The following is a 21,798-nucleotide window of genomic DNA, read 5'->3' on the forward strand; positions in this document are numbered from 1 at the left end:
TTTTCCGCGCCCGTGGCATCCAGCACCAGGAGAACGAACAGCAATGGCAGCAGCAAAGAGCAACACCAACTGGTTCGCGATCGGCATCTCGATCGCGGTCGTCGTCGTTCTCGTGGCGCTCGGCGCACTCGTGGTCATCCTCAACAACCAGGCCAATGACCCAGGCACCGCGCCGCAGAGTGCGATCGTCAACGAGGAGACCGGGGCCATCGTATTCGGCGACGGCGAGGACACCGTCGACACGTACGTCGACTTCATGTGCCCGATCTGCGGCGACTTCGAGCAGTCGTACGGCGAGCAGCTGCAGACGGCGGCGGCCAACGGCGACATCACGCTGAACATCCACCCCGTGTCGATCCTGAACCGGCTGTCGCAGAACACCGAGTTCTCCACCCGCGCCGGCAGCGCGATGTACTGCGTCGCCGCAGAAGCCCCTGACTCCACACTGGACTTCTTCAACTCGATGTTCGCGAACCAGCCTGAAGAGAACTCGGCAGGCCTCTCTGACGACGAGCTCGCCGCTCTGGCCGAAGAAGCCGGAGCAGGCGCCGCGGCCGAGTGCATCGCCGACGGCACCTACATGGACTTCGTCGATGCGCAGACGAACGCCCACGACATCCAGGGCACGCCGACCGTCGAGGTCAACGGCAAGCGCCTCGACCTGCAGGCGGGCGAGATCACCGAGATGGAGAAGCTGCTCGGCTGAGATCCGCCCCCCACGCAGCTCAAGTTGCCGGATCGCATCCGGATCGATAAGATAGACCGTTGGTGCCTTGCGCCGTGCCTCGGCATGTCCGTCCGGTGCGTCACCACATCACTCATCCACCGCAGATCGACCGGTCTGCAGAAGCGTCAGCGAGGCTATGGCTAAGAAAGACGGTGTCATCGAGATCGAGGGCGTGATCTCCGAGGCTCTGCCCAACGCGATGTTCCGCGTTGAGCTCAGCAACGGGCACAAGGTCCTTGCAACGATCTCCGGAAAGATGCGGCAGAACTACATCCGCATCATCCCCGAAGACCGCGTGGTCGTGGAGCTCAGCCCCTACGACCTGACTCGCGGCCGTATCGTCTACCGCTACCGCTGATCGGTCGAGAAGTAACGGCGCGCCACCGGGCGTGCACGAAGACAGCGAACAGGAACACAATGAAGGTCAACCCCAGCGTCAAGCCCATGTGCGATCACTGCAAGGTGATCCGCCGTCACGGCCGCGTCATGGTCATCTGCAAGAGCAACCCGCGCCACAAACAGCGCCAGGGCTGATCTCCGGATCCGACTCACAACTGAACACATAAAGGCAGGATCAAGACGCTTCGACGGCCCTTCGACAAGCTCAGGGACCGAACAAGCTGACACCTCGGGAGAGAGGCCCGGGTCCACATCCTGCTCCACACCTCTACACATCCCAGGAGAACCGCATGGCACGTCTTGCCGGCGTTGACATCCCGCGCGACAAGCGCGTGGTGATCGCCCTTACCTACATCTACGGCATCGGCCGTACCCGCTCCGTCGAGATCCTCAAGGCGACCGAGATCGACGAGTCGATCCGCGTCAAGGACCTCAGCGACGAGCAGCTGATCACGCTTCGCGATCACATCGAAGGCAACTACAAGGTGGAGGGTGACCTGCGCCGCGAGGTCACCGCCGACATCCGCCGCAAGGTCGAGATCGGCTCGTACGAGGGCATCCGCCACCGTCGTGGCCTGCCGGTGCGCGGTCAGCGCACCAAGACCAACGCCCGTACCCGCAAGGGCCCGAAGCGCACCGTCGCCGGCAAGAAGAAGGCCCGCTAAGCAGCGGCCAGGGAATAGGAGAACACTTTCATGGCTGCACCCAAGGCCGCCGCGCGCAAGCCGCGCCGCAAGGAAAAGAAGAACATCGCGCTGGGCCAGGCCCACATCAAGTCGACGTTCAACAACACGATCGTCTCGATCACCGACCCGTCCGGCGCTGTCATCAGCTGGGCATCGTCCGGTGGAGTGGGCTTCAAGGGCTCGCGCAAGTCGACCCCGTACGCCGCAGGCATGGCCGCAGAGTCGGCCGCCCGCCAGGCGCAGGAGCACGGCGTCAAGAAGGTCGACGTCTTCGTGAAGGGTCCGGGCTCCGGCCGCGAAACCGCGATCCGCTCGCTCACGGCCGCAGGCCTCGAGGTCGGTTCGATCCAGGACGTCACCCCGCAGGCGCACAACGGTTGCCGCCCGCCGAAGCGCCGTCGCGTCTGATCCGGTTGCTGCGAGGGATGCTTCGGCATCCCTCGCACAGCCCGTTCGCGGGCACCTGACTTCAAAAACTCAACACCTCACCCCACCACATGTCATATAGCGGGCATGTGATCGAAAGGAACACAGAGTGCTCATTGCACAGCGTCCCACACTGACCGAGGAAAAGATCGCCGAGGACCGCAGCCGATTCATCATCGAGCCGCTCGAGCCCGGCTTCGGCTACACCATCGGAAACGCACTGCGTCGCAGCCTTCTCTCGTCGATCCCCGGCGCTGCTGTCACCAGCATCCGCCTCGACGGCGTGCTGCACGAGTTCAGCACCATCCCCGGCGTGAAGGAGGATGTCACCGAGATCATCCTCAACATCAAGCAGCTCGTCGTCTCGTCGGAGCGCGACGAGCCGATCACGGCGTACCTGCGCAAGACCGGTGCCGGTGAAGTGACCGCCGCTGACATCTCGGCTCCGGCCGGTGTCGAGGTCCACAACCCCGAGCTCGTCATCGCCACGCTCAACGACACCGCGAAGTTCGAGCTCGAGCTCACGATCGAGCGTGGCCGCGGCTACGTGTCGGCGACCCAGAACCGCAACGAGTACGCCGAGGCCGGGCAGATCCCCGTCGACTCGATCTACTCGCCCGTTCTCAAGGTCAGCTACCGCGTCGAGGCGACTCGTGCCGGTGAGCGCACCGACTTCGACAAGCTGATCCTCGACGTCGAGACGAAGAACAGCATGCTTCCGCGTGACGCCGTCGCGTCGGCAGCGAAGACCCTGACCGAGCTGTTCGGTCTGGCTCGCGAGCTGAACGTCGAGGCCGAGGGCATCGAGATCGGTCCGGCACCTGTTGAGCCCGTGCTCTCCAGCGAACTGTCGATGCCGATCGAGGACCTCGACCTGTCGGTCCGCTCGTACAACTGCCTCAAGCGCGAGGGCATCAACACGGTGTCCGAGCTCGTGGCACTGTCCGAGACGCAGCTCATGAACATCCGCAACTTCGGCCAGAAGTCGGTCGACGAGGTGCGCGACAAGCTCATCTCGCTCGGTCTGTCGCTCAAGGATTCGGTGCCCGGTTTCGACGGCGCCCACTTCTACGGCGCAGGCGAAGACGAGTCCTTCTGACCTTCCCGAAATTCTGACCAGGAGTTAGATCAATATGCCTAAGCCCACAAAGGGTCCCCGCCTCGGAGGCGGCCCCGCCCACGAGCGTCTGCTGCTTGCCAACCTTGCCGCGGCCCTCTACACCCACAAGTCGATCAAGACGACCGAGACCAAGGCCAGGCGCCTTCGTCCGCTCGCTGAGCGCCTGATCACGTTCGCCAAGCGCGGCGACCTGCACGCCCGTCGCCGGGTGCTGTCGATCATCGGCGACAAGCAGGTCGTTCACACCCTCTTCACCGAGATCGCACCGCTGGTCGCCGACCGTGAGGGCGGCTACACCCGCATCACGAAGGTCGGAAACCGCAAGGGCGACAACGCCCCCATGGCAGTGATCGAGCTCGTCCTCGAGCCCGTCACTCCGAAGAAGAAGGCGACCGCCAAGGCTGAGCCGAAGGCCGAGAAGGCTCCCAAGGCCGAAGAGACCCCGAAGGCCGATGACGCTGCCGCCGCCGGTGCCGAGTCGCAGGAGGAGGGCGCAGCCGCTGAGACTGCCGCCGCCGCTGCACTCGTCGACGGTGGCTTCGGTGCCGACTCCGCCGCTCCGAACGAGGACGGCTCCGCACCTGAGGGCTTCGACATCAAGGGCAACAAGGACTCGATGAAGTTCCACCGTCCCGACGGTCAGTGGTACGACGCGACGGTCGCCGAGGTCTGGTTCCGCACCGCCGAGGCTGCTGAGGCCGCAGGATTCGTCGAGGCAGGCAAGTAACACGCCGCCCCGGAATTCTTCCGCAGAGAAGGCCCGCCATCCCGTTCAGGGAAGGCGGGCCTTCTCGCGCTGCGACATCGGCCGGATGCCGGTCGGCTGGATGCCGGATGCCAGATGCCGGCAGCGCGCGCGATAGTCTGACGTGGTGCCCGGAACCTCTGAAGAACTCGCTCCACGAATCCGCGGCCCCCGTGCCTATGTGACCTTCGTCGCCATCGGCCTTCTCGCCGGCCTTCTGTCCGGGCTCTTCGGCGTCGGGGGCGGGACGGTCATCGTTCCGCTGCTCGTGCTGCTGCTGAGCTTCGACCAGCGGCTCGGCGCCGGCACCTCACTCGCAGCCATTGTTCCGACTGCGAGCATCGGAGTGATCTCTTACGCCGCATCCGGATCCGTGGCCTGGATTCCCGCCCTCATCCTCGCCGCGGGCGCCGTGATCGGCGCTCAGATCGGCACACGGCTGCTGCCCCGCATCTCCCAGAGCGCGCTGCGCTGGGGCTTCGTCGGCTTCCTCGTGCTGGTCATCATCAGCCTGTTCCTCGTCATCCCCTCGCGGGCAGCCGTCTTCGAACTCGGCTGGCTGAACGGCGCAGGACTCGCTGTCGTCGGCGTGCTCACCGGGATCATCGCCGGCCTCATCGGCGTCGGCGGCGGCGTGATCGTCGTCCCCGTGCTCATGCTCGTGTTCGGCACGAGCGATCTCGAGGCGAAGGGCACCTCGCTGCTCATGATGATCCCCACCGCGATCTCCGGCACGATCGGCAACCTCCGCCACCGCAACGTCGACCTGCTCGCAGCCGGCGTCGTCGGCGTCTCGGCGTGTACCACGACCGCGCTCGGCGCGTGGCTTGCGACGCTGATCGACCCGTTCCTCGGTAACATGCTGTTCGCGGCATACCTCGTGGTGATCGCCGTGCAGATGGCGGTCAAGGCCCTCCGATCGCGGCGGCGCTGACTGCAGCAGTGCCGGGCCGCGGGTTCCGGTCGGTAGAATCGGACCGTGCCTGTGAACTCCGAACTGGTCGGCCGCGAATTCCCGCCGACCCCGCCCTATCTGGTCGGTCGCGAGAAGGTGCGCGAGTTCGCGCGCGCCGTCTTCGCCGATGCCTCGCTGCACACCGACGTCGACGCGGCACGCGCGCTCGGCTACGCCGACGTGGTGGCTCCGCCGACGTTCGCGATGGTCATCCAGGATCAGACTCTGCAGCAGCTGCTGGCAGAGCCGGACTCCGGGATCGAGCTGGCGCGCATCATCCACGCCGAGCAGCGCTTCGCCTACACGCGGCCGATCGTCGCGGGCGATGAGCTTTCCGGGCGCCTCAAGGTCACCGGCATCCGAATGATGGCCGGCAACGCGATGATCACCAGCGAAGCGGAGATCACGGATGCTGCCGGCGAGCACGTCGTCACGGCGACGAGTGTGCTGCTGGTCGGTTCGGACGAGAGCGAGGACGCAGCGTGAGCTACACCATCGGAGACGTCATCGCCGAGCGCACCGTCCACCTCACCCGCGAGTCGCTGGTCCGTTACGCCGGGGCCTCGGGAGACTTCAACCCGATCCACTACCGTGACGACGTCGCGGCATCCGTCGGTCTGCCCGGCGTGCTCGCGCACGGCATGCTGACGATGGGCCTCGCGTCATCAGTGGTCGTGGCGGCTCTCGGCGATTCGTCGAAGATCACCGACTACGGCGTCCGGTTCACCCGCCCGGTCGTGGTCGACCCTGAGACCGGCGCCGACGTCTCGGTGCTCGCCAAGGTCGGAGCGGTCGATGAGCAGACCGTGCGCATCGACCTCACGGTGAAGCACGCCGACACGACAGTCCTCGTCAAAGCCCAGTTGCGCATCGCGCTCTGACGCGCGGGACGACATGACCGAGATCACTCCCATCCCGCTCGCGCAACTGACGACGCTGCGCACCGGCGCCGCACCGGAGCAGATGCTGGATGCGACGACGACGCCCGAGCTCATCGACGCGCTGCGCGATACCTGGTCGCGCGGTGAGGAGTGGTTCGTGCTCGGCGGCGGGTCGAACCTGTTCGCCGGGGACGAGCCGTTCGACGGCGTGGTCATCAGGGTGCTGACCTCCGGCATCGAACGGCTTCCTTCGCCGCACGAGGGCCGCGCGCGCGTGCGTGTGCAGGCCGGGCACGATTGGGACGGGTTGGTCGCCTACACGGTCGAGCACGGGCTCGCCGGCATCGAGGCGATGAGCGGCATCCCAGGCACAGTCGGTGCTGCACCTGTGCAGAACGTCGGAGCGTACGGACAGGAGATCCAATCGACGCTCGTCGAGGTCGAGCTGATCGACGAGTCAACCGGCGATGTCTCGACCGTGCCGGCGGCCGAGCTCGGACTCGGCTTCCGCACGTCCGTGCTCAAGCACCACCACGGCGGCGTGCCGCTTCGACGTGCCGTGATCCTGTCCGTGACGGTGGACCTCGCAGACGTCGGCTCCGCCGGGCGGGTGGTGAGCGGCGAGCAGCTGCGGCGTGCGCTCGGGCTTTCGGGCGACGCGGCCGAGCAGCCGGTGCCTCTCGAGTGGGTGCGCGAGCAGATCCTGTGGATCCGTGCGGAGAAGGGGATGCTGCTGAACCCCGACGATCCAGACACCGCGAGTGCCGGATCGTTCTTCCAGAACGCGATCGTGCCGGAATCGGTCGCGCTCCAACTGCCGCCCGAGTGTCCGAGATGGCCGGTCACGCCTGATCTGGATGCCGTGACCGTCATCCCGCTCGGCGCATACGACGGTTTCATCGCGCCGACGCGATCCGCGCGCAGCGACGTGAAGGTGAGCGCCGCGTGGCTGATCGAGAACGCCGGCATCTCGAAGGGGTTCCGCCTACCGCGCTCTCGTGCGGGAGTGTCGACCAAGCACGCTCTGGCCCTGACCAACAGGGGACGGGCGACCGCCGCCGAACTGGCCGAGCTCGCCCGATTCATCCAGGCGCGGGTCCAGTCGGAGTTCGGTCTGCTGCTGCAGCCTGAGCCGGTGCTGATCGACGTCGATCTCTGAGGGCGCCGACCGTCGCGCGTCGCGCCGTCGGAGCGTCGCGCTACACTCGCCCGCATGAGTGGACTCGTCCCGTACCTGTTCTTCCCCGGCAACGCCCGCGAAGCGCTGACCTTCTACCACGAGGTGTTCGGCGGTGACCTGTCGCTGTTCACGTACGAGCAGTTCAGCCGCACCGACGGACCCGGCGATGCGATCGCGCACGGGATGCTCTCGGGCGCCGTCGAGCTGTTCGGCTCGGATGCCGGCCCCGATCAGGATGCCGTGCACATCGTCGGTGCGACGTTCTCGCTTCTGGGCACCGCGGAGCCTGCCGTGCTGCAGCAGTGGTTCGCGCAGCTGTCCGAGAAGGGCACGGATGTCGACCCGCTGCAGAAGCGCCCTTGGGGCGACTTCGACGGTCAGGTGACCGATCGCTACGGCATCCGCTGGCTCGTCGGATATCAGGAGCAACCGGCCGGCGAGTAGAGCGGACTACGCGAACAGGCGCTGCAGGCGCTGCACGCCCTCCAGCAGCTGGTCATCTCCGAGCGCGTACGACAGACGCAGGTAGCCGGACGGGCCGAAGGCCTCGCCGGGCACGACCGCGACCTCGGCCTGGTCCAGGATCAGATCCGCGAGTTCGAGTGACGTCGTCGGGGTGACGCCGCCCCCTGTTCGAGTGGGCCACGTGCGGTTCAGCAGACCCTGCACGTCGGGGTACACGTAGAACGCGCCGAGCGGGTTCGGCACGCGCACGCCGTCGATCTTGGAGAGCTCTGCGACGATCAGGCGCCGGCGACGGTCGAACGCCTCGCGGAAGCGCTCCGACTCATCCTGCGGGCCGTTCAGCGCGGCGATCGCGCCCCGTTGGGCGACGTTGTTCACGTTGCTGCTCAGGTGCGACTGCAGGTTGCCGGCGACCTTGATCGCGTCGGCGGGGCCGACCATCCAACCCACGCGCCAGCCGGTCATCGCGTACGTCTTGGCCACGCCGTTCACGAGGATCGTCTGCGCTGCGGCATCCGGAACAGCCGTTACGATCGACGTCGCCTTGACGCCCTCGTAAGTGAGGTTCTGATAGATCTCGTCGGAGACGATCCAGATGCCGTGCTCGAGGGCCCACTCGCCGATCGCCTTCGTCTCCTCCGCCGTGTAGACCGCGCCGGTGGGGTTGGACGGCGAGACGAACACGAGCGCGGTGGTGCGGTCAGTGCGAGCCGCCTCGAGCTGCTCGACGGTGACCTTGTAGTCCTGATCGGCGCCCGCGAAGACCTCGACCGGGATGCCGTCGGCCAGCGCGATCGCCTCAGGGTATGTCGTCCAATAGGGGGCGGGCAGCAGCACCTCATCGCCCGGGTTGAGCACGGTCTGGAACGCCTGGTAGACGGACTGCTTGCCGCCGTTCGTGACGATCACCTGGCTGGGCGAGATCTCGAGACCGGAGTCGCGGAGGGTCTTGGCGGCGATCGCCTCGCGCAGTGCGGGAAGGCCCGCCGCAGGGGTGTAGCGGTAGTTCGCCGGGTCGGCGAGCGCCTCGGCGGCAGCATCCACGACGAACTTCGGCGTCGCGAAGTCGGGCTCACCAGCGGCGTACGAGATGACGGGCTTGCCCTCCGCCTTCAGCGCCTTGGCCTTCGCATCGACCTTGAGGGTCGCGGACTCGGCGATGGCGGACAGTTTGCGGGAGAGAGGGGCGCGTTCGGTCACACCTCAGATGCTACTCGGAGTGGTGCCTCAGAAGACAGCCGCGAGCACCACGGTCAAGAACGACACGACGAATATCACGGTGGGCACGGCGATGCACGCGACGGCGACGCAGAGGGCGACCACTGCGGCCATCATGGGGAGCCGACTCGGGAGCGGATCGACAGGTGGTGACCCTTTGGCAGCCTCGGGCATCGTGCCGACGACGAGTACGGCCGCGGCGCCGATGACGGGCGTCCACCACAGGGCGTGCACGAGCAGGGCGGGAAACGGTGCGAGCCCGAAAGTCCCATCGGTGAAGAATGTCGACGGGCGCTCCAGGAACAGGACGATGTTCGAGGCGACGATCACACCGCAGACTGCGGTGAGCGCGAGCGAGGCGATGCGCCGTATACGTGCCTCGATGCGGCGCCGTGGAGCGAGGATCGACATGGCGGCGAGCGTAACCGACATCCTGTGCGCAGCGTGCACGTTATCCACAGGGGGCTGCGGGCGAAAGTCTAGAGATGAAACTCAGTCTCAGCTAGGATGGATCGGAGTCTCTCACCGTCAGGAGTCATCGATGACCGCCAACATCCCCTACATCCCGCCCGTCGCCGACTACGCCTTCCTCTACGGTGAGGCTTTCGGCCGCGACATCGTCGCCACTGCATCGGGCGGCGCGCTCACGGCTGAGGATGCCGTGGAGATCATCGCGGGCGCCGGCGAGTTCGCCGCCGAGGTCCTCGCTCCGCTCGATGCGCCGGGCGACAGGACCGGGGCCCAGCTCCGTGACGGTGACGTGCACCTGCCCGACGGTTTCGCAGGCGCCTACCAGGCACTCGTCGAAGCGGGCTGGGTCACCGCGACCGCCCCCGAGTCCGCCGGCGGCGACGGCCTGCCGGCATCGGTCGGCGCCGGGCTCGGTGAGATCTGGAACGCCTCCAATGCCGCGTTCGCGCTGTGCTGGATGCTGAGCTCAGGAGCCATCCACGCCCTCGACGCCGCGGCATCCGAAGAGCTTCGCGAGACCTATCTGACCAAGCTCGTCAGCGGCGAGTGGACCGGCACGATGAACCTCACCGAGCCGGATGCCGGCACCGATCTCGGCGCGATCCGCACGATGGCCACCGCGAGGGATGACGGATCGTGGTCGATCAGCGGGCAGAAGATCTTCATCACCTGGGGCGACCACGATGTCGCGGACAACATCGTGCACCTCGTGCTCGCACGCACTCCCGGCGCACCCGACGGCGCCAAGGGGCTCTCGCTGTTCGTCGCGCCGCGCCTCCTGGTGAACGCCGACGGATCACTGGGGGAGCGCAACCGGATCGAGACCGTCGCGATCGAGCACAAGCTCGGCATCCACGCCAGCCCCACATGCGTGCTCTCGTATGAAGACGCCACCGGCTACCTCGTGGGAGAGCTGCACGGCGGGCTCGCCGGCATGTTCGTGATGATGAACTCCGCCCGCGTGGGCATGGGCCACCAGGCGACCGGCATCTCGGACCGCTCTTACCAGGGGGCTGCCTCATACGCCGCAGCACGGCTGCAGGGGCGTGTGCTCGACCGACCCGCCGGTGCGACCATCGCCGAGCATCCTGATGTGCGCCGCATCCTCGGTTCGATGTCGAGCCAGGTGTTCGCCATGCGCGCGCTGTCTGTGTTCGTCGGCGACCTGTTCGATCGCGCCGACAGCGGCGTAGAGGTGCTGCGCCTGGCGGAGCTGTTCGTCCCCATCCTCAAGGGATGGACGAGCGAGGAGGCGCTCCGAGTGACCTCCGACGGCATCCAGGTCTACGGCGGCATGGGATTCATCGAGGAGACCGGCGCCGCGCAGCACTATCGGGATGCCCGCATCGTGCCGATCTACGAGGGCACCACCGCGATCCAGGCCAATGACCTCATCGGGCGCAAGGTGCTGCGCGACCAGGGTGCGACTGTGGCTGAGTTGTTCACTCAGATCGAGCAGACCGTGGCCGCGCTGCGGGGCGCGCCGCTCGCGGATCGGTTGACTCGCGCGCTCGATGCCGCTCGTCGCGCGACCGAGGCGGTGCTCGGATTCGCCGAGTCTCCGCGCGACGCCTACGCCGTCAGTGTCCCGTACCTCATGCTGCTCGGCACGCTCGCCGGCGGATGGATGCACGCGCTCGCCGTCGTCGCGGTGTCCGCGCACGAGACGCCCGCAGAGACGGATGCCGCGCGCCTGACGGATGCGGATTTCTACGCCGCCCTCCACCTCCCGCGCGTGCACGCGCTCGCCGAGACGGTCGCCGCGGGTGAGATCTGACTTCGTCTCGCTGGCGCTCGCTCAGTCCGTTTCGTCTCGCTCCGCTCGCTCAACGACCCGTGGGGTGCGGGTGAGATCTGACTTCGTCTCGCTGGCGCTCGCTCAGTCCGTTTCGTCTCGCTCCGCTCGCTCAACGACCCGTGGAGCGGGGTGCGGTGAGATCTGACTTCGTCTCGCTGGCGCTCGCTCAGTCCGTTTCGTCTCGCTCCGCTCGCTCAACGACCCGTGGGGTGCGGTGAGATCTGACTTCGTCTCGCTGGTGCTCGCTCAGTCCGTTTCGTCTCGCTCCGCTCGCTCAACGACCCGTGGGGTGCGGTGAGACGCGGGGCGTTGAGCGAGGAGCGCAGCGACGAAGACGAAACGGGTTGAGCGAGCCGCAGGCGAGTCGAAACCGTCGCGCGGCGCAGCACACGACGAAGGTCGGATGCCGCAGCATCCGACCTTCGTGTGATCGCAGTCAGTCCGTCTCGACCAGGAACTTCGAGTAGGCGGAGGTGGTGAGGAACGCGGGGAATTCCACGCCCAGAGACACCTCGCGGAACAGCTCGGCGGCGTCGTCGAACCGGTCGCCCGCAGCGCGGGTGGCCTGGGCCAGCACGTCGGTGATCAGACCCTCGATGTACTCCGGCGTGATGCGAGTGCCATCCTCGGTGGAGCGATCCTGGTGGATCCACTGCCAGACCTGTGAGCGCGAGATCTCCGCGGTCGCCGCATCCTCCATCAGGTTGTCGATCGCGACGGCGCCGAGCCCGCGCAACCACGCCTCGATGTAGCGGATCGCCACCGAGACGTTCTCGCGCACTCCCTTGCTCGTGATCGGGCGACCGATACGCAGGTCGAGCAGGTCCTCCGCGCGCACGCTCACATCGTCGCGCTGGCGGTCGAGCTGGTTCGGGCGACCGTCGAGCACCGCGTCGAACTCGGCCTGAGCGGTCGGGATCAGATCGGGGTGCGCGACCCACGTGCCGTCGAAGCCGTCTGCAGCCTCGCGCTTCTTGTCGGCCGCGACCTTCTCGAGCGCCGTCGCAGTCGCCTCGGGGTCGCGGCGGTTCGGGATCGATGCGCTCATGCCGCCGATCGCGAAGGCTCCGCGCTTGTGACACGTCTGCACGAGCAGCTCGGTGTATGCGCGCATGAACGGCACGGTCATCGTGACCTCGCTGCGATCCGGCAGCACGAAGCGTGCGCCGCGACCGCGGTAGTTCTTGATGATGGAGAAGATGTAGTCCCAGCGTCCGGCGTTCAGGCCCGCGCAGTGATCGCGCAGTTCGAACAGGATCTCGTCCATCTCGAAGGCAGCGGGCAGGGTCTCGATCAGCACGGTCGCGCGGATCGTGCCGTGCTCGATGCCGATGTAGTCCTCGCTGAAGGTGAACACGTCGTCCCACAGCTTGGCCTCTTCGCTGGACTCGAGCTTGGCGATGTAGAAGTAGGGTCCGCGGCCGGACTCGATCAGCGCCTTCGCGTTGTGCAGGAAGTAGAGCCCGAAGTCGACGAGCGACGCGGATGCCGCCATGCTGCGCCCCGTGCGGTCGATGAACGTCAGGTGCTTCTCGGTGAGGTGCCAGCCCCGCGGTCGCATCACGATCGTGGGCGTCTGCTGGGCCGTGACCTCGTAGGTCTTGCCTTCGGGTGATGTGAAGCTCAGCTCGCCGCGGATCGCATCGCGCAGTGACAGCTGGCCGCCGATCACGTTCGCCCAGGTGGGGCTGGTGGCATCCTCCTGGTCGGCGAGCCAGACCTTCGCGCCGGAGTTCAGCGCGTTGATCGTCATCTTCGGGTCGGTCGGTCCGGTGATCTCCACGCGGCGGTCCTCGAGACCGGGACCTGCTCCTGCGACCTGCCATTCGGCGTCGTCACGGATGTGGCGGGTGTCGTCGCGGAAGCGGGGGTCGTGGCCGTTGCCGATCTCGAAGCGGCGGCGCATGCGGTCGGCGAGCCGGTCGTGCCGCCGGTTCGCGAAGCGGTGGTGCAGCTCGCTGAGGAAGGCGATCGCCTCTGGTGTGAGGATCTCGTCGAACCGGTCGCGCATCGGGCCGGTGACGTGCAGCGCAGGACCCTGCTGGATCGTCTGCGTCGGCGCGGTGGTCGGCGTGGCGGTGGGAGTGGTCATGGCGAGCTCCTTACGGTCTTCCCGGTAACTGAACCGAGTGGCTTTGAGACCACTCTGAGTGAAGTTCCACCACCCGACCGAACAATTCCGATGTGAAGATTGGCCGAATTTCTGCATTCGTGACAGAATCGCCTCCATGGGCACCATTGACGCTGCAGAAGACACCGACGCTCTCACGATCGGCCGGCGCATCAGGCAACTCCGCACGGCCCGCGGGATGACGCTCGAAGACCTCGCCACCGCGGTCGAGAGGGCGCCGAGCCAGCTCTCGATGATCGAGACGGGCAAGCGCGAGCCGAAGCTCACCCTGCTGCAGGCGATCGCCCGTGCGCTCGGCACCGGCATCGATGCGTTGCTCGAGGGCGAGCCGCTCGACGAGCGCAGTGCGGCGGAGATAGCGCTCGAGCGGGCGATGAAGGGGCAGACGTTCCAGGCGCTCGGTATCGATCCGTTCCGCATCGGCAAGAGCGTGCCGACGGACGCGCTCAAGGCCATGCTCGCCCTGCACGGCGAGATCGATCGACTGAAGGACGAACGCGCGGCGACGCCCGAGGAGGCCCGCAGGGCCAACGTGGAACTGCGCCACCTGATGCGCCGGCAGGACAACCACTTCGCAGAACTCGAGGCGAAGGCATCCGAGATTCTCGACGCCGTGGGGCACCCAGGTGGCCCGCTGACTCAGCGCACAGCATCCGAGATCGCCGCCTACTTGGGCTTCACGCTGCATTACGCCCCCGACCTTCCGCAGACCACGCGCAGCGTCGCCGACCTGGCGAACGGCCGGCTGTATCTCTCGAGCAGCGTGCCGGCCAAGGGCGATGCGCGCACCGCGGTGCTGCAGGCGCTGTCGAGCCGGATGCTCGGTCACTCGGAGCCGCGCAGCTATGCCGAGTTCCTGCGCCAGAGGGTGGAGACGAACTATCTCACCGGCGCCCTGATGATTCCCGAGGCACACGTCGTGCCGTCGCTGAAGGCGGCGAAGGAGCGGCGGGCGATCTCGATCGAAGACCTGCGCGATGCGTACTCGGTTTCGTACGAGACCGCGGCGCACCGCTTCACGAACCTCGCCACGAGGCACCTCGACATCCCGGTGCACTTCCTGAAGGTGCACGAGTCGGGCACGATCACGAAGGCGTACGAGAACGACGACGTGAACTTCCCGACCGATCGGCTCGGCTCGATCGAGGGGCAGATGTGCTGCCGCCGCTGGACCAGTCGCGTCGTATTCGACGAGGATGACCGCTTCAACCCGTACTACCAGTACACCGACACCGGCAATGGCACCTATTGGTGCACGGCACGGGTCGAGTCATCCAGCGAGGGTCTGCACTCGGTGAGCGTGGGCGTGCGATTCGACGACACCAAGTGGTTCGTGGGACGCGACACCACGAACCGTGGCGTCTCCAAGCATTCGGTCGAAGCGTGCTGTCGACGCGCTCCGGCCGACTTGGAGGAGCGCTGGCGGGAGCAGTCCTGGCCGAACGTCAAGACCCCTCGGACGCTGCTCGCGACGCTGCCGACCGGCGCGTTCCCCGGGGTCGACACGACGGACGTGTACGAATTCCTGGAGGCGCACGCGCCGCGCTGAATCGCGCCTGACGCCCGAGACCGAGCTTGCGGCACGAGACCGAGTCGTACAGCGTCGGTCTCGTGCGGCAGAGTCGGTCTCGCGGGGTAGTCGATGCGCTCAGTCGCGGGCGGTCTGCAGCGCCGCCCACAGCTCGGCGCGGGCGGGGAACGAACTCAGATCGAGGTTCAGCAGCACGGCCGCCTGGGTGATCCGCGATCTGAGCGTGTGGCGATGGATGCCGAGAGCCGCAGCGGCGGACTCGTAGCGCGCGTCGTGCTCGAGCCAGACCCGCAGCGAATACTCCAGCTCGGAGTGCGGTCGGATCGGCGCCAGCCGTGATTCCGCGACCAGTCTGGCCTCGTCCGTGGCGAAGGCGGTGAGGATGCTGGATGCCACGGTGTCCACGTAGCGCACCGCCCCCTGATCGTTATGTCTGAGCGCGACGACGGCCTGGGCGTGCGCCTTGGAGAAGGCGCCGTACCCCTCCGGCTCCGAGACTCCGAGGCGGATGCCGAAACGCGTCGCGACCTCGTCGAACAGATCCTCATCTCCGGCGGAGACGCAGACTGTGAGCCCTTCGTCCGACGAGGCGGCGAACACCGCCGTGCCGTGCTCGGCCTGTCTGCGATCCCACCACTCTGCGATCGCATCCGCCGGAGCATCGGCATCCGCCACCGCGACGACCACGGGCGAGACCGGAAGCGAACCGAGCACGCGGCGCGCGAGCGTCGGGTCGTCGAGAAGCAGTGAGGCGAGCACCTGAGAGCGCAGCCGTCGACGGCCGCGCTCGAGCTGGTCGTTCTGCTCGAGAGCGAGCCCGGCCATCGCGATCACGGACGTCACGACCGCCCTCGCTTCGGGGTCGAGTGAAGCCGTTCCGACGGCGATCACGCCTCGCAGGTGACCGCTGCGGCCCAGGGTGAAGAGCGTGAAGGACTCCGACCCGAGCGTCAGCGACTGTCCGGCCTGCCCGCCCCTCGTGATCAGCTCGGTGGCGCGGACGGAGAGGTCGGTCACATCGTCGGCGGGCAATCGGCCATGCGGATGCTCGTGCACCAGCACTCCGGTCGCATCGAACATCCCCACCCACTGCTCCAGCCGGCGCGCCAGCTCGGACAGCGTGGATTCCAACCCGCGAGGCCTGAGCGCCGCACGCGCGAGCGCTCGCTGGGTCTCCAGCGCCCAGGTGCGCCTCGCATACGCCTGCGCGGCGATCGCCTCGGAGTGGGCTCGGGCGACGGCGATGAAAGGTGTGTCGTATGGCACCTCGAACAGGGGGATGCCCGCGACCGCGCACGCGTGCACCAGTTGGTCGGGGATGCCGGCGAGCGTGCCGCTCGCACCGAAGCCGATACCGGTGCCGAACCCCAGCCCCACGACGCCGCGCGCGGCGAGGCGATCGACATACTCCTTGATGCCGGCATCGTCCTGCTGGTCGAGCTGCGACCCGGTCGTGAGCAGCGCGAGGTCGTCGGCGAGGAACGGCGTCGGATCGGCGAGGTCGGAGGAATGCACCCAGCGCATCGGTCGATCGAGTGCGCCTTCGCGCAGGGCGCCCTCGACGGAGATGAGTCGCAGACCGAGATCGCCGCGTCGCAGAAGCGCGCGCAGTGTCGGCTGGTCCATGAGCGACTCCGTTGTACAAGAGGGCGAACAATCATTCAAGATTGTACAGTCGGGCGAGTGCGGCGAGGTGTCGAAGCGGCATACGCTCACGAACATGGCACTTCTCGATGCAGAGACCGAACACCGGACACAGGGCGGCCCCGGCCTTCCTCAGCAGCGGCGACTCGTCACGGATCTCCCGGGCCCGCGCTCAGCCGCGATCCTCGCCCGCAAGGCGGATGCGGTTCCGGCCGGCGTCGGACACACGGTTCCCGTCGCGGCGGTGGCGGCCGGCGGCGGAGTCGTGGTGGATGCCGACGGCAACTCGCTCATCGACCTCGGCAGCGGCATCGCCGTGACAACGGTGGGCAACGCGCACCCGAAGATCGCCGCCGCCGTCGCGGCGCAGGCGGCGCAGTTCACGCACACCTGCTTCATGATCTCGCCGTACGAGTCGTACATCGAGGTCGCAGAAGCGCTCAACCGGCTCACCCCCGGCGATTTCGCGAAGAAGAGCGCACTGTTCAACTCCGGCGCGGAGGCCGTCGAGAACGCGATCAAGATCGCCCGCAAGCACACCGGCCGCCAGGGTGTCGTCGCCTTCGACCACGGCTATCACGGCCGCACCAACCTCACGATGGCACTCACCGCCAAGTCGATGCCGTACAAGAGCGGCTTCGGACCGTTCGCGCCCGAGGTGTACCGCGCGCCGATGTCGTACCCGTTCCGCGACGGACTCACCGGTCCGGATGCCGCAGAGCGTGCGATCTCGCAGATGGAGAAGCAGATCGGGGCGGGCAACCTCGCCGCGATCATCATCGAGCCCATCCAGGGCGAAGGCGGCTTCATCGTCCCCGCAGACGGCTTCCTGCCCGCGCTCGCCGACTGGTGCCGTGCGAACGGCGTGGTCTTCATCGCCGACGAGGTGCAGACCGGCTTCGCCCGTACCGGGCACATGTTCGCCAGTGAGATCTTCGGCGTCGTGCCCGATCTGATCACGACCGCCAAGGGCATCGCCGGCGGCCTGCCTCTCGCCGCCGTCACCGGCCGCGCCGAGATCATGGACGCCTCGCACGCAGGTGGCCTCGGCGGCACCTACGGCGGCAACCCGATCGCGTGCGCCGCAGCGCTCGCGGCGATCGACGTGTTCGAGAACGACGGGGTGATCGAGCGCGCGCAGCAGATCGGCACAATCCTCACCGAGCGGCTCACCGCCATGCAGTCGCAGGATCCGCGCATCGGCGACGTCCGCGGACACGGTGCGATGATCGCGGCCGAGTTCGTGGACCCGGAGACGAACGCTCCCGATGCCGCACTCACCGCCGCGGTCGCCCAAGCGGCCATCGCGCAGGGCGTGATCGTCCTCACCTGCGGAACGTACGGCAACGTCATCCGCTTCCTGCCGCCCCTGTCCATCGGTGACGATCTGCTCATCGAAGGGCTCGACGTCGTCGCGGAGGCGCTCGCCGCCGCATAGAACGTCCGGTCGCGATCCGTATCGGGGGATTTCGGATCGCGACCGGCGCTTGTCACACAGATCGCCGAAACGACGAAACCGCTGAAACGACGAAACCGCTGAAACGACGAAGGAGTTGCTGATGGCTGAGATCACACGGGACGTGCTCATCGTGGGCGCCGGAGCGGCAGGCCTCACCGCCGCCAACGACCTGCGAAAGGCAGGCCTCTCCGTCGCAGTGCTCGAGGCGCGCGACCGCGTCGGCGGACGGTTGTGGACCGACGTCATCGAGGGCGCGATGCTCGAGATCGGCGGCCAGTGGGTCTCGCCCGATCAGGATGCGCTGAAGGAGACGCTCGAAGAACTGGGCCTGTCGACCTACAGCCGCTACCGCGAGGGCGAGAGCGTCTACATCGGCCCATCGGGAGAGCTCACCCGCTTCACGGGCGACATCTTCCCCGTCGCTCCTGCGACCGAGAAGATCATGGTCGAACTCATCGAGAAGCTCGACGCCATGGTCGCCGAGATCGACCCCGACCGGCCATGGGCGCATCCGAACGCCGAGGCGCTCGACGAGGTCTCGTTCGAGCAGTGGCTCGCCGTGCAGACCGACGACCAGGAAGCGCGCGACAACATCGCCCTCTTCATCGCCGGCGCCATGCTCACCAAGCCCGCTCACGCCTTCTCCACGCTGCAGGCGCTGCTGATGGCAGCATCCGCCGGCAGCTTCTCCAACCTCGTCGATGCCGATTTCATCCTCGACGAACGGGTCATCGGCGGTCTGCAGCAGGTGCCGCTGCTGCTCGCGGAGCGCCTGGGAGACGACGTGCTGCTGAATCAGCCGGTGCGATCGCTGGAATGGGGCCCTTCGACAGGCTCAGGGACCGGCGGGGTGACCGCCACCACTGATGACCTGACGGTCAGAGCGCGCTTCGCGATCCTCGCCCACGCGCCAGTGCTCTACAACCGCATCTCGTTCGTCCCGCCGATGCCGCGCCGGCAGCAACAGCTGCACCAGCACCTCTCGATGGGTTTCGTCATCAAGGTGCACGCCGTCTACGACCGTCCGTTCTGGCGCGAACAGGGTCTGAGCGGCACCGCGTTCAGCCCGTACGAGCTCGCGCACGAGGCGTACGACAACACCAACCACGACGATGAGCGTGGAACGCTCGTCGGCTTCGTCTCCGACAAGCATGCCGACGGCGTCTTCGAACTCAGCGCCGAGGAGCGCAAGGAGCGCATCCTCGAATCCCTCTCGCACTACTACGGCCCGGAGGCGACGAATCCGGTCGTGTACTACGAGAGCGACTGGGGGAGCGAGGAATGGACGCGCGGCGCGTATGCCGCGAGCTTCGACCTCGGCGGCCTGCACCGTTACGGCAACGACCTGCGCACACCTGTCGGCCCGATCCACTTCGCCTGCAGCGATCTCGCCGGCGCCGGATACCAGCACGTCGACGGAGCCATCCGCATGGGGCATCTCGTCGCCTCCGACATCGTGGAAGCGAGCCGGACCACCAGCGCAGCGGCCGGGAGCGAATCGTGAGCGGCGCGATCGTCGTCGGGTACACCGCGACGGATGCCGGAGCCGATGCCGCTGCTCTCGGAGCGCGTCTGGCGCGAAGTCTCGGCGCCCGACTGCATCTGGTCATCGTGCTGCCGTCGGAGGGCACGCGCAGCGCGGCCGTCCCGCCGGAGCGCGCCTATGAGGACGTCATCCGCGCGCAGGGCAAGAGATGGCTCGCCGAGGCGATGACGCACCTGCCGCAGGAGCTGGCCCGCAGTGGTCACGTCCGCCTCGGCGAATCCTTCGCCGAGGGTCTGATCGCCGCGGGTGAGGAATTCGGGGCCCGGCTGATCGTCGTGGGCGCTGCCGAGGGGGCGGGCTTCGGCCGGCACCGCCTGGGTGGCGTGGCATCCGCACTCGTGCACTCCTCGCCGATTCCGGTGGCGCTGGCGCCGGCTGGGACCGCGCAGGACGAGGTCGACGTCGTCCCGCGCATCACGGCGGCGCTCGGCACCCGTGCCGGTGCCGATGTCCTGCTCGGCGAGGCCGTGACGATGGCGACCGACAGCAGCGCTCCGCTGCGCCTCGTCTCCCTGGTGCCGTTCGACGTTCCGCCGGGTCTGGACACCGGCGCGATCCGCGTCGCCGGCGGCGAGCACGCCGACGAGGTGCTGGCCGCGGCCAAGACCGCGCTGCCGCAGGGTGTCGAAGTGTCGGCCGAGCAGGCACCGGGTGACAGCGTCGAGGATGCCGTCACCCACCTGTCATGGCTTCCCGGCGAGGTCATCCTCGTCGGCTCGAGCCGTCTCGCTCAGCCACGCAGGCTGTTCCTGGGATCCACCGCCGCGAAGATGCTGCGCGTGCTTCCCGTCCCCATGATCGTCGTGCCACGCACCCGCACAGGTGCCCAGGTCGAAGGAGACCTCGCATGAGCACCACACCTCCCACCACAGCTTCGACTCCCGAACCCGCCCCCGTCACCGGAGGCCTCTCGCAGAAGGGCTTGAGCGCCGGAACCGTCGGCCTCATCGGCGCCGTCATCATCGGCATCTCCTGCATCGCACCTGCATACACGCTCACCGCGGCGCTCGGGCCGACGGTGTCCGAGGTCGGATTCCAGGTGCCGGCGATCATCCTGATCGGCTTCATCCCGATGCTCCTGGTCGCCTTCGGCTACCGCGAGCTCAACCGCTCGATGCCCGACTCCGGCACCTCCTTCACCTGGGCCGCACGTGCATTCGGCCCTTGGGTGGGGTGGATGGCCGGCTGGGGGCTGATCGCGGCGACGATCCTCGTGCTGTCGAATCTCGCCGGCATCGCGGTGGAGTTCCTGTTCCTGTTGATCGATCAGATCGCGGGAAGTCCTGGGACGATCGCCGAGCTCGCCTTCAACCCGTTCATCAATGTCGCGGTGTGCCTGCTGTTCATGCTCGGCGCGACGCTCGTCTCCTATCGCGACATGCAGACCACGCAGAAGCTGCAGTACTACCTCGTCGGCTTCCAGCTGCTCGTGCTGCTGATCTTCTCGATCACGGCGTTCGTGCAGGTCGCGCAGGGCAACGCCTTCGATGCGAGCCCCATCGAGCTGAGCTGGTTCAATCCGTTCGCCGTCGGATCGGTCGGCGCGATCGTCGCCGGGCTCTCGCTGTCGATCTTCATCTTCTGGGGGTGGGACGTGACCCTCACGATGAACGAGGAGACGAAGAACCCCGAGAAGACCCCTGGGCGCGCGGCGACCCTCACGGTCATCACGATCGTCGTCCTCTACCTGCTGCTCTCGATCGCGCTGCTGTCGTTCGCCGGCATCGGCACCGGCGCGCTGGGGCTCGGCAACGAAGACATCCAGAGCAACGTCTTCTTCTACCTGTCCGGACCCATCCTCGGCCCGCTCGCCTTCCTCGTCTCGCTCGCCGTGCTCACGAGCTCGGCCTCATCGCTGCAGTCGACCTTCGTCTCACCCGCACGCACCCTGCTCGCGATGGGGCACTACGGCGCTCTGCCCTCGCAGTTCGCCAAGGTCAGCCCGCGGTTCTTCACGCCGGGCTATGCGACGATCATCGCCGCGGTCGTGGCATCCGCCTTCTACGCCGTCATGCGCTTCATCAGCGAAGACGTGCTGTGGGACACCATCACCGCCCTCGGCATGATGATCTGCTTCTACTACGGCATCACCGCGTTCGCCTGCGTCTGGTACTTCCGCAAGCAGTGGTTCGACTCTGCGCGCACGTTCTTCTTCACGCTGCTGTTCCCGCTGGTCGGCGGCATCATCCTCGCCGCGCTGTTCGTGATGACCCTGGTCGACAGCATGAACCCCGACTACGGCAGCGGATCGAACATCGCCGGTGTCGGGCTCGTGTTCATCCTCGGCGTGACCGTGATCGTCGTCGGCATCGTCATCATGATCTGGCAGGCGATCAAGCGCCCCGCCTTCTTCCGCGGTGAGACGCTGACAATGGATGCTCCGCCCAGCCTGCGTCGCCGCTGACGCTCGCGCCCC

22 protein-coding genes are annotated in these 21,798 nt (G+C 67.2%); 18 read left to right on the top strand and 4 right to left on the bottom strand.

Going from position 1 to position 21,798, the window contains the following annotated elements; genetic code table 11:
* The first annotated feature begins 43 nt into the window (after positions 1-43).
* The 12 genes from JF52_RS0110355 (at position 44) to JF52_RS0110410 (ending at position 7,563) form a co-directional block, all read left to right on the top strand.
* Complete coding sequence (locus tag JF52_RS0110355; protein WP_033106072.1) at positions 44-706, top strand: DsbA family protein; 663 nt, start codon at positions 44-46, stop codon at positions 704-706.
* A 157-nt stretch (positions 707-863) separates the two neighbouring features.
* A complete protein-coding gene (infA, locus tag JF52_RS0110360) occupies positions 864-1,085 on the top strand; it encodes a translation initiation factor IF-1 (RefSeq protein ID WP_017201569.1) in 222 nt (73 codons plus the stop codon).
* 59 nt (positions 1,086-1,144) lie between these two features.
* Positions 1,145-1,261, top strand: coding sequence for a 50S ribosomal protein L36 (gene rpmJ, locus JF52_RS0110365; RefSeq protein WP_033106073.1), 117 nt, complete (start codon positions 1,145-1,147; stop codon positions 1,259-1,261).
* A gap of 155 nt (positions 1,262-1,416) precedes the next feature.
* Positions 1,417-1,791 (top strand): 30S ribosomal protein S13, encoded by a 375-nt coding sequence (rpsM, locus tag JF52_RS0110370; protein ID WP_033106074.1) that lies wholly within the window; start codon positions 1,417-1,419, stop codon positions 1,789-1,791.
* A 30-nt stretch (positions 1,792-1,821) separates the two neighbouring features.
* A complete protein-coding gene (gene rpsK, locus JF52_RS0110375) occupies positions 1,822-2,220 on the top strand; it encodes a 30S ribosomal protein S11 (RefSeq protein ID WP_033106075.1) in 399 nt (132 codons plus the stop codon).
* A 127-nt stretch (positions 2,221-2,347) separates the two neighbouring features.
* Positions 2,348-3,337: a DNA-directed RNA polymerase subunit alpha gene (locus JF52_RS0110380; protein WP_033106076.1), complete on the top strand. Its 990-nt coding sequence runs from the start codon at positions 2,348-2,350 to the stop codon at positions 3,335-3,337.
* A gap of 34 nt (positions 3,338-3,371) precedes the next feature.
* Positions 3,372-4,085, top strand: a complete 714-nt coding sequence (gene rplQ, locus JF52_RS0110385; RefSeq protein WP_033106077.1) for a 50S ribosomal protein L17, sunset domain variant — start codon at positions 3,372-3,374, stop codon at positions 4,083-4,085.
* A gap of 145 nt (positions 4,086-4,230) precedes the next feature.
* Positions 4,231-5,037 carry a sulfite exporter TauE/SafE family protein gene (locus JF52_RS0110390; RefSeq protein ID WP_033106580.1) on the top strand — a complete coding sequence of 269 codons (807 nt, stop codon included), beginning with the start codon at positions 4,231-4,233 and terminating at the stop codon, positions 5,035-5,037.
* A gap of 45 nt (positions 5,038-5,082) precedes the next feature.
* On the top strand, positions 5,083-5,544 hold the full coding sequence (locus JF52_RS0110395; RefSeq protein ID WP_033106078.1) for an FAS1-like dehydratase domain-containing protein: 462 nt from the start codon (positions 5,083-5,085) through the stop codon (positions 5,542-5,544).
* Positions 5,541-5,939 carry a MaoC/PaaZ C-terminal domain-containing protein gene (locus JF52_RS0110400; RefSeq protein WP_033106079.1) on the top strand — a complete coding sequence of 133 codons (399 nt, stop codon included), beginning with the start codon at positions 5,541-5,543 and terminating at the stop codon, positions 5,937-5,939. Before JF52_RS0110395 ends, JF52_RS0110400 begins: the two co-directional genes overlap by 4 nt.
* Before the next feature lie 13 nt (positions 5,940-5,952).
* A complete protein-coding gene (locus JF52_RS0110405) occupies positions 5,953-7,098 on the top strand; it encodes a UDP-N-acetylmuramate dehydrogenase (RefSeq protein WP_033106080.1) in 1,146 nt (381 codons plus the stop codon).
* Positions 7,099-7,152: 54 nt separating this feature from the next.
* The gene (locus JF52_RS0110410) at positions 7,153-7,563 is read left to right on the top strand and encodes a VOC family protein (RefSeq protein ID WP_033106081.1); all 411 of its coding nucleotides are present in this window, start codon (positions 7,153-7,155) and stop codon (positions 7,561-7,563) included.
* 6 nt (positions 7,564-7,569) lie between these two features.
* Here JF52_RS0110410 and JF52_RS0110415 read toward each other — a convergent pair whose 3' ends face one another.
* Together JF52_RS0110415 and JF52_RS0110420 are read right to left on the bottom strand one after the other, a co-directional pair.
* The gene (locus JF52_RS0110415; protein WP_033106082.1) at positions 7,570-8,784 is read right to left on the bottom strand and encodes a pyridoxal phosphate-dependent aminotransferase; all 1,215 of its coding nucleotides are present in this window, start codon (positions 8,782-8,784) and stop codon (positions 7,570-7,572) included.
* Positions 8,785-8,811: 27 nt separating this feature from the next.
* Positions 8,812-9,213 (bottom strand): hypothetical protein, encoded by a 402-nt coding sequence (locus tag JF52_RS0110420; protein ID WP_033106083.1) that lies wholly within the window; start codon positions 9,211-9,213, stop codon positions 8,812-8,814.
* A 130-nt stretch (positions 9,214-9,343) separates the two neighbouring features.
* On the opposite strand from JF52_RS0110420, the gene JF52_RS0110425 reads away from it, so the two are divergent.
* The gene (locus tag JF52_RS0110425; protein ID WP_033106084.1) at positions 9,344-11,050 is read left to right on the top strand and encodes an acyl-CoA dehydrogenase; all 1,707 of its coding nucleotides are present in this window, start codon (positions 9,344-9,346) and stop codon (positions 11,048-11,050) included.
* Between the two features lie 457 nt (positions 11,051-11,507).
* Here the strand turns inward: JF52_RS0110425 and aceB are convergent, their stop codons facing one another.
* Complete coding sequence (gene aceB, locus JF52_RS0110430; RefSeq protein ID WP_052166884.1) at positions 11,508-13,163, bottom strand: malate synthase A; 1,656 nt, start codon at positions 13,161-13,163, stop codon at positions 11,508-11,510.
* A gap of 136 nt (positions 13,164-13,299) precedes the next feature.
* On the opposite strand from aceB, the gene JF52_RS0110435 reads away from it, so the two are divergent.
* Positions 13,300-14,751: a helix-turn-helix transcriptional regulator gene (locus JF52_RS0110435; RefSeq protein ID WP_033106085.1), complete on the top strand. Its 1,452-nt coding sequence runs from the start codon at positions 13,300-13,302 to the stop codon at positions 14,749-14,751.
* Positions 14,752-14,850: 99 nt separating this feature from the next.
* Here JF52_RS0110435 and JF52_RS0110440 read toward each other — a convergent pair whose 3' ends face one another.
* Entirely contained in the window at positions 14,851-16,359 is a 1,509-nt protein-coding gene (locus JF52_RS0110440; protein WP_033106086.1) for a PucR family transcriptional regulator, read from the bottom strand.
* A gap of 94 nt (positions 16,360-16,453) precedes the next feature.
* Between JF52_RS0110440 and gabT the strand changes: the two genes are divergently transcribed.
* The 4 genes from gabT to JF52_RS0110460 all read left to right on the top strand — a co-directional run bounded on the left by gabT (position 16,454) and on the right by JF52_RS0110460 (position 21,786).
* On the top strand, positions 16,454-17,815 hold the full coding sequence (gene gabT, locus JF52_RS0110445) for a 4-aminobutyrate--2-oxoglutarate transaminase (protein ID WP_033106087.1): 1,362 nt from the start codon (positions 16,454-16,456) through the stop codon (positions 17,813-17,815).
* Positions 17,816-17,936: 121 nt separating this feature from the next.
* Positions 17,937-19,340 carry a flavin monoamine oxidase family protein gene (locus JF52_RS0110450; protein ID WP_033106088.1) on the top strand — a complete coding sequence of 468 codons (1,404 nt, stop codon included), beginning with the start codon at positions 17,937-17,939 and terminating at the stop codon, positions 19,338-19,340.
* A complete protein-coding gene (locus tag JF52_RS0110455; RefSeq protein ID WP_033106089.1) occupies positions 19,337-20,233 on the top strand; it encodes a universal stress protein in 897 nt (298 codons plus the stop codon). The genes JF52_RS0110450 and JF52_RS0110455 overlap by 4 nt, the downstream gene beginning before the upstream one ends.
* Positions 20,230-21,786 carry an APC family permease gene (locus JF52_RS0110460; RefSeq protein WP_033106090.1) on the top strand — a complete coding sequence of 519 codons (1,557 nt, stop codon included), beginning with the start codon at positions 20,230-20,232 and terminating at the stop codon, positions 21,784-21,786. Before JF52_RS0110455 ends, JF52_RS0110460 begins: the two co-directional genes overlap by 4 nt.
* The last annotated feature ends 12 nt before the right edge of the window (positions 21,787-21,798 follow it).

Source organism: Microbacterium profundi, from assembly GCF_000763375.1.
In the GTDB taxonomy this organism is placed as follows: domain Bacteria; phylum Actinomycetota; class Actinomycetes; order Actinomycetales; family Microbacteriaceae; genus Microbacterium; species Microbacterium profundi.

Coding starts and splice junctions, on each gene's coding strand:
- JF52_RS0110410 (WP_033106081.1), top strand. CDS start 7,153: ATGAGTGGACTCGTCCCGTACCTGTTCTTCCCCGGCAACGCCCGCGAA.
- JF52_RS0110450 (WP_033106088.1), top strand. CDS start 17,937: ATGGCTGAGATCACACGGGACGTGCTCATCGTGGGCGCCGGAGCGGCA.
- JF52_RS0110435 (WP_033106085.1), top strand. CDS start 13,300: ATGGGCACCATTGACGCTGCAGAAGACACCGACGCTCTCACGATCGGC.
- rpsK (WP_033106075.1), top strand. CDS start 1,822: ATGGCTGCACCCAAGGCCGCCGCGCGCAAGCCGCGCCGCAAGGAAAAG.
- JF52_RS0110355 (WP_033106072.1), top strand. CDS start 44: ATGGCAGCAGCAAAGAGCAACACCAACTGGTTCGCGATCGGCATCTCG.
- JF52_RS0110460 (WP_033106090.1), top strand. CDS start 20,230: ATGAGCACCACACCTCCCACCACAGCTTCGACTCCCGAACCCGCCCCC.
- JF52_RS0110405 (WP_033106080.1), top strand. CDS start 5,953: ATGACCGAGATCACTCCCATCCCGCTCGCGCAACTGACGACGCTGCGC.
- gabT (WP_033106087.1), top strand. CDS start 16,454: ATGGCACTTCTCGATGCAGAGACCGAACACCGGACACAGGGCGGCCCC.
- JF52_RS0110440 (WP_033106086.1), bottom strand. CDS start 16,359: ATGGACCAGCCGACACTGCGCGCGCTTCTGCGACGCGGCGATCTCGGT.
- JF52_RS0110420 (WP_033106083.1), bottom strand. CDS start 9,213: ATGTCGATCCTCGCTCCACGGCGCCGCATCGAGGCACGTATACGGCGC.
- rpsM (WP_033106074.1), top strand. CDS start 1,417: ATGGCACGTCTTGCCGGCGTTGACATCCCGCGCGACAAGCGCGTGGTG.
- rplQ (WP_033106077.1), top strand. CDS start 3,372: ATGCCTAAGCCCACAAAGGGTCCCCGCCTCGGAGGCGGCCCCGCCCAC.
- aceB (WP_052166884.1), bottom strand. CDS start 13,163: ATGACCACTCCCACCGCCACGCCGACCACCGCGCCGACGCAGACGATC.
- infA (WP_017201569.1), top strand. CDS start 864: ATGGCTAAGAAAGACGGTGTCATCGAGATCGAGGGCGTGATCTCCGAG.
- rpmJ (WP_033106073.1), top strand. CDS start 1,145: ATGAAGGTCAACCCCAGCGTCAAGCCCATGTGCGATCACTGCAAGGTG.
- JF52_RS0110425 (WP_033106084.1), top strand. CDS start 9,344: ATGACCGCCAACATCCCCTACATCCCGCCCGTCGCCGACTACGCCTTC.